The sequence below is a fragment of the Burkholderia sp. Z1 genome, from assembly GCF_014893795.1.
GTDB lineage: Bacteria > Pseudomonadota > Gammaproteobacteria > Burkholderiales > Burkholderiaceae > Burkholderia > Burkholderia theae.
Genome location: NZ_JACFYL010000001.1, coordinates 780,440 through 793,199, shown reverse-complemented (window position 1 = coordinate 793,199; position 12,760 = coordinate 780,440). Strand labels below are relative to the sequence as shown.

The window sequence follows — 12,760 nt, the reverse complement described above, 5'->3', positions numbered from 1 at the left end:
CCGCCCGCTTTTCGAATCGGCGCCGAGTCCCCATCCACGATCGAGCCAGAATGCCGTCAGATATGATTGTAAAAATCATAAGCATCGTCGACATCGTCAAAATGATGCAATCTGCCACCTTCGAGCACACATGCACGATCACAATACTCTTTCACCGTGACCGCATCGTGTGAAACCAGAATCATCGCGCGGTCTTTGCGTCTTTCAAACAACTCGTACTTGCACTTCTCGTGAAATCTTCGATCGCCCACGGCGATCACTTCATCGATGAGAAAACAATCAAACTCGACTGCCATTGAAATGGCAAATGCGAGGCGTGCACGCATGCCGCTCGAATATTTCTTCACCGGTTCTCGCAGATACTCCCCCAGCTCGGAGAATTCCTCGACAAACGGCAGTGCATTTTCGAAGGATGCTTCGTATACCCGGCATACAAATCGCAGATTATCCAGTCCAGTCAGACTACCCTGGAACCCGCCGGAAAAAGCCAGCGGCCAGGAAACGCTCATGCTCCGCGAAATCCGGCCGGACGACGGCAGCTCGGAACCGCTGATCAGACGAATGATGGTCGACTTGCCCGCGCCATTTCTACCCAATATGCCGATTCGCTCGCCGGGATTGATGGTCAAATTTACTCCATCGAGCACCAGCCTCTGCCCATTGCGGGTCGAATAGTATTTCCTGACGTCATCGAGCTGAATCATTCAGGCTCCACTCGGCGAGAAGCCGCAGAAACGACAAACAAACCAAGGCAGGTCAAGACCAGGTTGCACAGAACCACGTACGAGACATCGAAATATGTACGAACTTCATTTCCGTAGTATCCGTGACGAAACAGCTCGACACAGTTGGCAACCGGAAATTTCAGCACAATATTTCTGGCCGACACGGGCAACCATGCAGCCATCACGAGCGCTCCGGATACGGGCAGCTGAAAATAGGCAATCGGGTGCCACAGTCGCTCGACAACCTCGCTGAACTCCACCAGCGCGCCGACCAGCAGGCCCATCGCGGCCGCATACCAGCACAGCAATGCCCACCCGATGATCATGCTCATGACATCGTTGGGAAACGGAATGAGCCCGATCACCATGAAGAAGGCGAACAGAATCATCATCGACAGCGTCGTCCCCAGCAGTTCGAGAAGAATGCGAGCCAGAAAGAAGTCGATGACCCGTACATTGCGGTGATACAAAAGCGCCGCGTTCGGCTCAACAGCCATCACGCATCGACCGATCGTGTTTCGCCACACCAGAATTGTCGAGTAACCGGTCAACGAATAGGCGATCGCACTGATGTGGTGGCTGGTTCCCTCGTTGTGCGCGACATTCCAAAGAATCACCACACCGATCGAAAACAGCATTGGTTCAGCAAACAGCCATGCGAAACCGATGTTGTGCCGTCCGTAGCGGGTAATAATTTCTCTCATCAAGAGCGCATACAAGACGCGTCCCTGAATTTTCAACGAGCCGGTCAGCTCTCGAAAATGGATATTCAATTTAAGCCACCTCAATCGCGATGCTCTTTGATACTGGCAATGAGTAGCTTCAGCGTACACCAGACGATAAATCCGATTGCGAGGATCGCCAGCACGGTTCTGAGGCGACGCGGCAACAGCGGCTTGTCCGGCTCGTTCGGCTGCGAAATACGCTCGAGATACAGGTGCTGACGCTGCGCATCGCTACGTGCCGTCTCAAGCGACATAACCGCGGCCGCCAGCTGCTTGTCGGCAAACTGCTTGTCGAGTTCCAGCCGTTCATAAGCCGGGCTCTTGAACGCCAACGACGACTGTCCGTTGGTCACATTCTTCGACGCAGCGTCTACCTGCTCCTGCAGTGACTTGATCTTCACCTCCAGCGCACCGATTTGCGGATTGCTCGGCGACACTGCTTTCAACTGAGCCAGTTGAATCTTGCTCGCCACCAGTTCGCTTTGAAGTTTGGTAACACTCTGCAGGATCAACGAGGACTGGAGATTCGGATCAAAGACAGCTTGCTTCTCACGATACTGGGAGAGAGCGGTCGCCGCCTGCTTGAGGTTCGATTCTGCCAGCACGACTTCGCGCTGCGCATAAGTGACGAGATCCTGCTGGGCCCGATCGTTCATCTGATTGATGCGCTTCTCGCCGAGTTCGAGCAGATGCTCGTTCAGATCTCGGGCCTCCGACGCCGAAAACGCGTTGACCTCCAGGGTCGAAATCCCGGTATCCGAATCGAACTGGACGTTGGCGTGATCCTGGAAGTACTTGAACAGGTCTTCGAACGTGCGGCGCTGGGGAAGCAGGCCGAAACGGCTGAAGAGGTCGGCCTTCCCGCCACTATAGGCAGTTTCGTACCGAGCTCCCGCGTTCAGCGAAGCAAGTGCATCGCGCGACGTCAGATAATTGTTGACGGCGTAGGTGTCGTCCGACGCACGAGAAATACCCGTGGTCTGCAGCAACTGGCCAACGAAGCCGCTGGACTGGTTGCTCTTGCTTGGTGTGCGAATGATGAAGGATGACTGCGATACGTAGACGTCTGACGCCATCAAGCCAAAGTACAGGGCCGACACGACAAACGGCACGATCACGCACAGGACGAAAAGCTTGTCCATTCTCTCGAGCAGGGTGCCCGTGGAACGCTGATCCGAATTCGAAGCATTCTGGGCAACGGAAGCCCGGGTAGCGGCATGGCGCGCGCCACCATCGACCATCGTTTTCGCAGCACCATGCGGCCGGTCAGTGAATCGACTCCGGGGAAACTCCAACATCGGCGCATAGAATTTCGCATACTCCGTGACCCAGCGCTGATAGTCGATCTTGCGTCCGTAGATATCGAACTTCTTGTCGGCCGAAAGCCATGCGAGATTCAAGACCTTTCCGATTCTCGGATGAATCGGCGTTTCCGGCTGCAGGATTTCGGCAAGCGACATCAGTCTTTCCGATTCCGCGCGTTCGGCAGCATTCAGTTCAAGAAAGCTCTCAATCTTTTGAATCAGCAATCCCAGTGATGCGTTCGACGGAAGCGTATGCGAATTAAATAATTTCCTGTTGGAAAAATTCCCCACCAGATAATCGCGAAAATTCCACCCGCACTCGCTCTGCAATACGCCCCATTGCTCCTTGTCCGATTCAAATGCCGACTCTACTTCGGACTCGCTTAGACCCTCTCCACCGATGTACTCGAAGACTTCCTCCTCCGACACATCGTCGGATTGCACCAGAGCCTTGAGCTTCGAATCGCCGCGCGTTCCGGCAATCGACGAGCCGGACTGCTGCAACGCGCTGTCAAAGCAGTCATAGGGCCACAGGCCGGAACACAGCAGCATCGGCACTTTGACAACCGAGGTGCCATCGTGCTCCTCGAGGAAATTCGCGATATCCGAGCAGATGCCTCTGCGATTCGGGTTGATCTGCAACACGACCCTGGAGCCCGAGCCAACCAGGGCCTTCACCGAACCAAGGCAGCCGTCGTCGTTTGTATCGACGAAATGGACATCCGACGTTCCCGAGCTGCTCTTCTCGAAAACCTGCTGAAAGTGGCGATACATGCCAAGTGCCTGAACCTCTCCGACGAAGATGACACGATCCGGTCGCGAGAGAGCATCAGTGCGTTTTTCAGAATTACTAATATTCACAGTATTTACCTGGCAGTTATCCAAAACAGCTTGATGCAAAGTTTATATTAACTGTTCCACCAACCCCACCACATCAAGGGGATTGACTGCAAAATCACAATGACCATATGGCAGGCGCCGATCGACATCGCGTGCGGACCGGAAACTCTCGCCAAAGACGTGATATAAATTGAACCCGCGCAGGCGTCCTATGGTGCCGAGAATCGGCATCATGTAGTCTTCGTCACAAATACTGACGACGTGTGAATTTTCCTGGGAAAAGCAGGACGCGTACATCCCTGCCCCTTCCGCGCCGATGAGCACCTTCGATTGATTGAACAGGTCAATCTCTTCCTCAATCGTCAGTTTCTCCGGCTTGACTTCCTCGAAGCGATATCTATCGACCAGAATTTTCCGCACCGAGTCGTAGTTGACCATATTTCGCCAGGTCCGACGGCTTTCGCGGCTGATCAGAAGATTTTTTATCGGGCGCCGCTTCGTCTTAACCACACGCCCCAGCAACTCTTCGTAGATGCGAATCGTGAACGACGACATCGCCAATGGCCAGGCGCGCGGCACGATCAGCTCGTCGGCCTTGACGATTACTCCAGGCGGCATTTTCACGATTTGATCGTCGGCAATACCCGCGAGTCGCAACATCGCGAGTTGCTTCGCGCGCAGATTGTGCGGAACGATGATTTTCGCGTTCGGAATACCAAGTTCCCTCAGGATCAATATCCGGGGGAAACACTGGAGAATGAAATGGGAAAAGAAGGTATGTACGTCGGGTGTAAAGGCCAGCGGCATGGCCGGACCCGCAACATTCAGAATTCGCGCCTGCCGCAGCTTCGCGGTGACGATACCGTCCACGTTGACCCCGCTTCTGTAAAGCTCGGTCATCTCCGTGCGGGCAATTTCGTTCCCGGCATCCATTGCAATTTCGCCGCTTTCGGCAAAATGCAGGTAGGTTGAATCAACCGTGCCACGCTGGGCTGTAATCGAACCATTCTTGATCGTCACGACATCGTTGAAAAACTGTATCTCCGATGTCATTTTCAAGGTGTTCTCCGTTGAAATCGGCGAGAAGCTGATTACTTTCTTGGGTTCAACGGGTTTGAAAAATTCGGTTTCCGCAAAACTGAGATTGCGGAAATCGGCGTTATCACTGGCGGCCGCCGTAGTGAAGCTGCAATCAAGAATGTCGAAACATTCGATTTCGATGTCAGGAAGACCACTCAATCCATCCACCAGGACGATCGCTTTTTCCTCGCGTGCCGCCGACGAATTCAATGTGTATTCACGACTCTGCACGACAGCATGCGGATATTTCTCTTCCAGTTTCCGCTTGACGTTCTGCAGAACAGATTTTTTGCCGCAGAACACGTAGGTCGTGTTTTCATCGACCCAGCCAGCCAGCGCGGCAAATCTTTCTGAAACCTTCAATTGATCGACATCGGCCGGCAAAGACAGCGCCACCGCCCCGACCTTTCGACGAATGGATTCGACGAATTGACCCAGCTCGTGAATATGTCGGCAATGGATATTATCGAAGTTGTATTCGATATGCGGGAGATTGCCAGCCCACTCCGGAAGCACCTGTTGAGCCGGGTCGCCGAACAACAGTCCGGCCGTTGTACTTGCATTGGCTATCGCAACGCGAAAGTGACTCCTGGGTGCATCACAGACGAATAGTTCGGGGCCGTAGCCGGAAGTGAAGTGGCGGGTCTGGAATTCGAGCTGCAGAACGATCTTGTTGAGTACGGCGGCAAAAAAAGCGTCAAGATCGGTTTCGTGCTGCTCGAACGTGGCCAGCATCGACGTGAAATAATAATCGTCAGCTTCGCCACCAAACACATAATTCCTGACGAATTCCGAGTTCTTGTTCAAAAATTGATCGAACGAGCAATTAAGACCACTCACTTGGTAAGCATATTCCAACGCAGATCTTTTTCGCGACTCGCCACCGTTGTCGACTGCTCGGAAATTACTTACCAGATAAGAACTATCCATTCGATCACTCCCCAATTTCTATTAGGCAGGCAATATCCATTCCCCTGCCCTGACATTCCTGTTCGTGCCTGCCACGACGCCGGCTCGACCTCGATCCCCGCGCGCCCGAAAACTACTCCAGCCTCGCAACCAGCTCGCCCAGCCGATGCGCGCTCTGCTCCCATGTCAGCGTCGCCATGTTCCCGCTTCTGACGGCGCGATCACGCTCGAGATCCCGCAGCCAATGCTCGAGGCTCGACTCAACCTCCGCCGGAGACGCCCCGCGGAAGTAGGTTGCATGCTCGTGCGCAACCTCCCTGAACACGGGTATGTCTCGCAGGAACAACGGGATATCGCGCAACGCAGCCTCGATGATCGGCAAGCCGAATCCCTCGGCCTCGGACGCCATGATCAACCCGTCCGCGCGCTCATACAGCGCCGTCAGGTCGCTGTCGCTCGCATCCGCGATCCAGACGAGCTTATCCGTGACGCCCTGCAGATACTTGATCCGCTCGATCAGATCATCGACTCGCCACCCCGCCTTGCCGACAATCACCAGCGTTACGTTTATACCATCGCGCCACGCCGACTCGAACGCAGTCAGCATCTCGGCGTGTCCCTTGCGCGGTTCGACCGTCCCTACCATCAGCACGAGCCGCGACGCTTCCGTTGCCGCGACCACGTCGGCGGATTTCGGCGCGGCGATCGCGGTCGGTTCGCTCGCGTTGAAATCCGCCCCGAGATGAAACCAGTCGATGTGAATCTCGTTGTGCTCGAGACTGAACTTGTCCTGAAGCCAGGTATCGATTTCTCCGGCAACAGACTGCGAAATGCAGAACAGCGCATCGGCATGCATCACCAGGGTTTCCAGCCATCGGCGATAGGATTTCGCTGCGACGGGCGTAAACCATTCGGGATGTGCAGCAGGCAGCAGATCGTACACAACGAATGCGCAACTCACACCGAGTTCGCGCCAACGGCGCAATTCTTTTTGCCTCATGACCAGCGGGCGCCCCGCCAGATCGAGACCAAGGAACACATCGCCGCGTTGCACGTCAAGCAGGCTCTCGTCGCCGAGCCCGGTCTGCCCGGTCAGGCGTGCCTGATATTGCCTGGCATATCGATAGGGTTGCTTGCGCGTGGCACGCACGAGATGGACTGTCATGCCGGCGGGTGGATCCGCCAGCAGATGCTGTGCGATGGATCGGACGACTCGCTGAATGCCGGTCCCGGCGTCGCTGATCGCAATGATCGAGACGTCAATGAAAAGATTGCGCTGCGCGGGTCGCTGCGTCTGAGCTCGAGCGCGGGTGTTTGATTTGGCTATTGCGCGACGCATCGTCACGGCGCCGCCCGGGACCCACCAGAGATCCAGCAACCGCAGAAGATACCGGTGCACCGATTCGTACACGCAAAGACGAATCTTCCGCAATGTGCTCGCCAGCCTCTCGTTGCCCAATACGTCCATGTTCCGTAGATAAAACAAGCATTCCATGAGTCAGCATGGCCGGATAATGATGAACGCGCGCCCCTGGGCGCGCGTTCATCAGGCAATGGACCTCAAATCATCCACTGCAACCGCATCCGACCAAAGCGCGCTTACGTCAATCGCGCCGATGCAAGATTTTCCTTGAACCAGCTATAGGTCTTGCCGACACCGTCCTTCAGGCTCGTGTTCGCGGTGAAGCCCGTTTCTGCGAGCCGCGCGACGTCAACCGATCGACGGGGAATCCCCACCGGCTTGTCGGACAACCACTTGATCGGCACCGAGATGCCGGCGGCCGTACACACGGCATCGGCAAGATCGCCCATCGAGCTTTCGATCCCCGATGCAATATTGACCACGCCGGAAGCACGATCGAGCAAATGAATTGCAGCGCGTGCGGCGTCGTCGACGTACATGAAATCGCGCGTCGTATCCGGCCGTCCCCAGACCTCAAGCGGCGTACCGTTTGCCATCGCCTGCTCGGCCTTGCGAATCAACGACGGCACCACATGACCGTTTTCCACATCGAACCGATCGTTCGGCCCATACATGTTGGTGAAAACACCATAGACGTATTCGATGTCGTTATATTTCTTCAGCAATTCCAAATAATGGAACGCGTGAATCTTCGAGTTTGCGTAACCGTATTCGCCGAAATGCGGCAACCCCTTGAACATGTCATCTTCACGCAACGGAAGACTGATATAGGGAAACGGATACGAAGCCACCGTGCCGGCAAAGAACACCTTTTTGACGGAGCTGCCCGCAAGCCCCGTCAGCAGATTTTCGTTGATCCGCGTATTCAGCGACAGCGAAGAAAGCTGATTGCGCAAGTTGCCTTGCAGCCCGAAAACCTGCGAAGCGAGATGAATCAGATGGGTCGGCTGTTCGTCCGCGAGAAAGCCCTCGACCGCTTCGCGATCGAGCAGATTCAGCTCCGCGCGACGCGGCGCGACAAACGACGCGCCCGCCATCTCGAGTTGCCGGCAAACTGCCGAGCCAACGAGTCCGTATCCGCCTGTTACGAAATACTTGTCCATGGATGCTCCTAAATAGCCTTTTTCTTCCACAACCACTGGATGGGAGCAGAAATGAATTTAGGTATCTTCACCGAATCGTACAGCTTGACCAGCAACGCGCGTGCAGCGGCCGAATCGACTTGCCTCACGAACGCCATCGGCTCGACGAGTTGGCCCTGCACGACTGCTGCGGCACGAAGATGCTTGTCTACGTAATCGAAACCCAGGACGTCTCTCAGGATCTCGGATTCGCGCATCAGTTGATCGTGATTGGAAATGCGATGGTGGACGACGTAGTACTCGTGATCCTCCACCGCCGCGACGCGCACGTCGTCGAAACCCTCTCCGAACCGCTGATAGGCAATCGACATCAAGCGCTGCCAGAAGTACGGGGCATAGGCGAACGTCGCGAAAACCTCGCTCATCGAATCCGTGCGGCGATAGAGCGTCGACGAGCACGAGAACGGCGCATTCGCGTCCATCATGGAGGTCAGCAGCGTCTGCCTCGTGAACGTCGCACGACCTTCGTGCGGCTTGCCGGTGTTTTCGAGCACGGTAAAGCCACCGGCCACGTAGGTCATGTCCGCCGCCGCGTCGAGCTTTTCCCACATCGATTCGACCGTCGGCCAGACCGGGCGCTCCCAGGCAGGGACGACCTGGAAGATTTCGCCCTCAGGCAATGCCTGCAGGGTGGTAACGATCTTTCCGACGATTTCCTCGACCGTACCGATGTAGTCCTTCGTATCCCGCTTGAAACGGATAATTTCCGCGCCTGCGCAGGCTTTCCGGATATCGTCTTCGCGCGCGGCCGAACTCGTCTCGGGAATCAATGCATAGCACTTGGCGTTCCGCTTGCCGGCCATCTGCATCGCATAGGAGCGGATTTTCGACGTGAATGCCGGATTGCATTCGTCTGCGATGAAGATGGTCGACAGAGCGCTGCCGATCTCGCCCGTCCTGACGACGTCGAGGTGAGGCCCCGTCGCGAAGATGCGCTTGAAGTTCTCGACGAGACTGAAGCGTTGCTTGTAAATCTCCTGCGCACGGGTCGCCCTTTCAATCGCGAGCGCCGGATTGTCGCGAATCCACTCGACGTGCTCTTCGACCTTGCGTGCCACGGTCGCGGCCGGCTCGGTCGTGTCGATATAAAAAAGCAAATCGCCGAAATTGTCGCTTGCGAATCGGTTTTGATCGCAGATGATCGGCACACCTGCAGACAGGCACTCGAACAATCTGCTCGACATCAGCCCGGATTTGATGTGTGCATCTGAAGACAGGACAAGACCGATGCCTGATTGCGCAACACGCTTGATCAACGTCTTCCCGTCGAACGGAATCGATCCCTGGTACGAAGCGTAGCCGTCCCAGACACGCACATTCTGGAAGACCTCGGGGCCATAGATATCCAGCATGCCGCGTTGATCCAGCAGCTTCATCAACTCGTGGTGACGACCGCCGCGGCCGCTCAGCGCTTCCCAATTGATGCCGCAGTAGAACAGCTTGCCGTGTCCGAGTGCGGGAGGAATCACCGGCTCATGCACTGCATGGAACAACGTCAAAAACGGCGTCGTTGTCGCCCGGCCCGAGCCCTTCAGCAGCCGCCGGGCGTGATCGTCGGCCACTTGCGAACCGCACGACAGGAAAGCGTCGTTGGACAACGCATTTTCCGATTTTTCCCGGTAGCTCCACTGAAAATAGAAATCGAGCGGATTCCACAATGCATAATAGGTAAAGGCGCTCCACGCCTTCGCCGAATCGAAATGCAAGGCGAGCACAAACTCGATCTTGAGCTCGTCGACATGCGTCAGCGCATCATCGACGAGAAAACCGTGACGATTGATCGAAACGGTTTCATAGCCTAACTCTTGAAGCGCCGACTTGATCCGTAAAATGCATTCCGTTTCGGCATTTTCGATGGTGGGCCAATAATCTACAACAGCAACGGTCTTCTTAATTTCCGTCAGAGACATATCTATAATATCCACAATAGCCACACCAGCCGAATTCTGAAAACATCATCGGAGAGCCGCCGCAACCGCCCGCGCGTCCCCGCGCGCGAACTGACTCCCGTCCCTAATGCCCGCCTCGCGAAGCCGCGGGCCCCGACCGGAGTGCGACGAGCCCGATCCGCCTTACGCCCGAAGCGGTAACGACAGGCGGATCGTCAAGCGAGTCCGGTCTCTCAGAACGAGAAACCGATCTTGTTACGACGCAGATCGGCCTCGACCATCATCTGGCAGAGTTCTTCCAGCGTCGTTTTCGGTTGCCAGTCGAGATCCTGCTTGGCTTTGCTCGGGTCGCCGATCAGCAGGTCGACTTCAGCGGCCCGGTAAAACTTGGGATTCACGCGAACGATGGTCTTGCCGGTCTTGCGATCAACAGCCACTTCGTTCTCGTCCTTGCCATGCCACTCAAGATCGAAATCGCATGCACGGGCTGCGAGCGATACGAAATCGCGCACCGCCGTCGTACGATTCGTGGCAAGCACATAGGTGTCGGGCTGCTCGGCCTGCAACATGCGCCACATCCCGTCGACGTATTCCTTGGCATAACCCCAGTCACGCAGTGCGTTCATGTTGCCGAGTTCGAGAACACTCGCCTTGTCCAGGCGGATTTTCGCCAGCGTGTCGGTGATCTTGCGCGTCACGAACTCCTGCCCGCGAAGCGGCGATTCGTGATTGAACAGAATGCCGCTCGACGCAAAAATATCGTAACTTTCTCGATAGTTGATCGTCATCCAGTGCGCATACAGCTTGGCGACGCCATAGGGGCTGCGCGGATAGAAAGGCGTGGCTTCCGTTTGCGGAATCGACTGCACCTTCCCGAACATTTCCGACGTACTTGCCTGATAGAAGCGAATCTTCGGATTGACGATCCGGATTGCCTCGAGCAGATTCACCGCGCCCAATCCGGTGATATTGGCGGTCGTCAACGGCTGGTCAAATGAAACACCTACAAAACTCAGCGCCGCAAGGTTATAAACCTCGGTCGCCTCGGTGTTCTGCAGCAAGCGAATGCTCGAGCCCAGATCGGTCAGATCGTATTCGACCAGATTCAAATTCGGATGATTGAGAATCCCCAGCTCTTCGATACGCCAGAAGTTGACCGAACTGTTCCGGCGATATGAACCGTAGACACGATAGCCTTTTTCCAGCAGAAACTCCGCCAGATATGCGCCATCCTGCCCAGTGATACCGGTAATAAGAGCCGTCTTCATATTCTTCCCTAATTCAACGTAAATAATTCGCCAATTACATGCATACGCAGCCCGGACAAACGGTGGCGCTACGCGTCTTCGCCGAGAATCACCAGGAACATCAAGCCAGACGAACCCGGGAGTATCTCAAAAAGCGCTCCCCAGATCCATCCGACTTATATCTTGGCCCACATCGCGGACCTTGTTATTTGAAAGACTGAACCCCTGTCACCACGGGGTAGACAACTGTGAATACCAGATTCAGGACCTTTTGGATTTCGGTGATCGGCGCATTCGAGACGTACAACACGTCCTTGTTGTCCATCATGAAACTCTGGACGGCAAAAAATGCATTCGGGTCACGCAAATCGACCCTATAAATAACCGGCACCTTGCCGTCAGCGGTAGTCCTGACAGGCTGGTCCGGCCAATTCAGCGCCTTGGCATCCTCGAGGCGAAAGATGAATACGCCCTGGGCATCCGAACGCGTATCCTGCAGGCCACCGGATCGCGCGATTGCCTGCGCCAGCGTGATGCCCTGCGCCTCGAAATTGACCTCTTCGTTTTTCCCCGTCGCGCCCAACGCAAGAAAGCTGTAAGGCTGATACAGCGCCGTGACGACATCGCCTGCCCGCAACGGAACGTTCTGGCGCGGATCGCGAATGACGGATTGCAGCGGCAACGAGGCAACTTCATTGCCCCGCGTGATCTGGATCGTGATCTTGTCCACCGACTGACGCACACCACCGGCCGCCGCCAGCGCATCGAGCAACCGCTCGCCGCGCGCGCTCAATTCCATTCGCTTGCTGGTCCCCACGTCACCGACCACGGTAATGTAGGACGTCTCGTTGCGCGCCAGCCGTACCAGCACCTGCGGATCATGCGCGATATTCTTCAGCCGCCCGGCGATGTATCGCTGCAACTGCGTCGGCGTCTGCCCCGACGCTTTCACCGCCCCGACGAACGGGACGTTAATATTTCCGTCTCCATCGATTACCTGAAGCGGCAGCGTCGTCACCCGCGAACCACTCGGGGCGCTGCTTGCACTGCTGTCGGATATGCCACCGCCGAACAACGTAGCGGGCGGCGCCTCCCAGATCGAGACTTCGACGGAATCCCCCACCCCAAGCTGCTGGCGAAACGACCGATCGTCGCCGAGCAAGGTCGCGAAGTCCGCGTGGACGCGCTTGGCGTACAGTTCACGTGCAACAGTGTCGGTTACATCGATGATTTGAATGCCTTGCGGGTTGCCTTTCGTTGCCGCCGCATCGACCTGCGAGCGACTCGGCCCGGATGTTGGAATGGCCGAACAGGCCCCCAATCCGATCAAGCCAACGGCTACAATTGCCAACTGCACTCCGCGTTTCACACTTGCCATTTATACAATCCGGTCATCCAAGGATAGAGGCGGCGACGATTGTCGCACGATGCAGAATAAATTTGCGTATACTTGCCGTTTATACAATCCGGTCACCG

The 12,760-nt window shown here is 55.9% G+C and carries 9 protein-coding genes; all 9 read right to left on the bottom strand.

Features of this window, described 5'->3' with window-relative positions; translation table 11 throughout:
• Positions 1 to 56: 56 nt before the first annotated feature.
• The 9 genes from H3H55_RS03635 to H3H55_RS03595 all read right to left on the bottom strand — a co-directional run bounded on the left by H3H55_RS03635 (position 57) and on the right by H3H55_RS03595 (position 12,662).
• A complete protein-coding gene (locus tag H3H55_RS03635; protein WP_193097687.1) occupies positions 57 to 704 on the bottom strand; it encodes an ABC transporter ATP-binding protein in 648 nt (215 codons plus the stop codon).
• Complete coding sequence (locus H3H55_RS03630; protein WP_226799930.1) at positions 701 to 1,498, bottom strand: ABC transporter permease; 798 nt, start codon at positions 1,496 to 1,498, stop codon at positions 701 to 703. The genes H3H55_RS03635 and H3H55_RS03630 overlap by 4 nt, the downstream gene beginning before the upstream one ends.
• An 11-nt stretch (positions 1,499 to 1,509) precedes the next feature.
• Complete coding sequence (locus H3H55_RS03625) at positions 1,510 to 3,615, bottom strand: hypothetical protein (protein WP_193097686.1); 2,106 nt, start codon at positions 3,613 to 3,615, stop codon at positions 1,510 to 1,512.
• Positions 3,616 to 3,657: 42 nt separating this feature from the next.
• Positions 3,658 to 5,604 carry a glycosyltransferase family 61 protein gene (locus H3H55_RS03620; RefSeq protein WP_193097685.1) on the bottom strand — a complete coding sequence of 649 codons (1,947 nt, stop codon included), beginning with the start codon at positions 5,602 to 5,604 and terminating at the stop codon, positions 3,658 to 3,660.
• 112 nt (positions 5,605 to 5,716) lie between these two features.
• A complete protein-coding gene (locus H3H55_RS03615) occupies positions 5,717 to 7,078 on the bottom strand; it encodes a glycosyltransferase family 4 protein (RefSeq protein WP_226799928.1) in 1,362 nt (453 codons plus the stop codon).
• A gap of 104 nt (positions 7,079 to 7,182) precedes the next feature.
• Positions 7,183 to 8,109 carry an NAD-dependent epimerase/dehydratase family protein gene (locus tag H3H55_RS03610; RefSeq protein ID WP_193097684.1) on the bottom strand — a complete coding sequence of 309 codons (927 nt, stop codon included), beginning with the start codon at positions 8,107 to 8,109 and terminating at the stop codon, positions 7,183 to 7,185.
• Between the two features lie 8 nt (positions 8,110 to 8,117).
• A complete protein-coding gene (locus H3H55_RS03605) occupies positions 8,118 to 10,058 on the bottom strand; it encodes a glycosyltransferase (protein ID WP_193097683.1) in 1,941 nt (646 codons plus the stop codon).
• A 212-nt stretch (positions 10,059 to 10,270) separates the two neighbouring features.
• Entirely contained in the window at positions 10,271 to 11,305 is a 1,035-nt protein-coding gene (gene gmd, locus H3H55_RS03600; RefSeq protein WP_193097682.1) for a GDP-mannose 4,6-dehydratase, read from the bottom strand.
• A 184-nt stretch (positions 11,306 to 11,489) separates the two neighbouring features.
• The gene (locus H3H55_RS03595) at positions 11,490 to 12,662 is read right to left on the bottom strand and encodes a polysaccharide biosynthesis/export family protein (protein ID WP_193097681.1); all 1,173 of its coding nucleotides are present in this window, start codon (positions 12,660 to 12,662) and stop codon (positions 11,490 to 11,492) included.
• Positions 12,663 to 12,760: the final 98 nt, after the last annotated feature.

What these genes read in the sequence shown, in the direction of transcription:
- H3H55_RS03635 (WP_193097687.1), bottom strand. Translation starts at nt 704, where the DNA reads ATGATTCAGCTCGATGACGTCAGGAAATACTATTCGACCCGCAATGGG.
- H3H55_RS03620 (WP_193097685.1), bottom strand. Translation starts at nt 5,604, where the DNA reads ATGGATAGTTCTTATCTGGTAAGTAATTTCCGAGCAGTCGACAACGGT.
- H3H55_RS03615 (WP_226799928.1), bottom strand. Translation starts at nt 7,078, where the DNA reads ATGGAATGCTTGTTTTATCTACGGAACATGGACGTATTGGGCAACGAG.
- H3H55_RS03610 (WP_193097684.1), bottom strand. Translation starts at nt 8,109, where the DNA reads ATGGACAAGTATTTCGTAACAGGCGGATACGGACTCGTTGGCTCGGCA.
- H3H55_RS03605 (WP_193097683.1), bottom strand. Translation starts at nt 10,058, where the DNA reads ATGTCTCTGACGGAAATTAAGAAGACCGTTGCTGTTGTAGATTATTGG.
- gmd (WP_193097682.1), bottom strand. Translation starts at nt 11,305, where the DNA reads ATGAAGACGGCTCTTATTACCGGTATCACTGGGCAGGATGGCGCATAT.
- H3H55_RS03595 (WP_193097681.1), bottom strand. Translation starts at nt 12,662, where the DNA reads ATGGCAAGTGTGAAACGCGGAGTGCAGTTGGCAATTGTAGCCGTTGGC.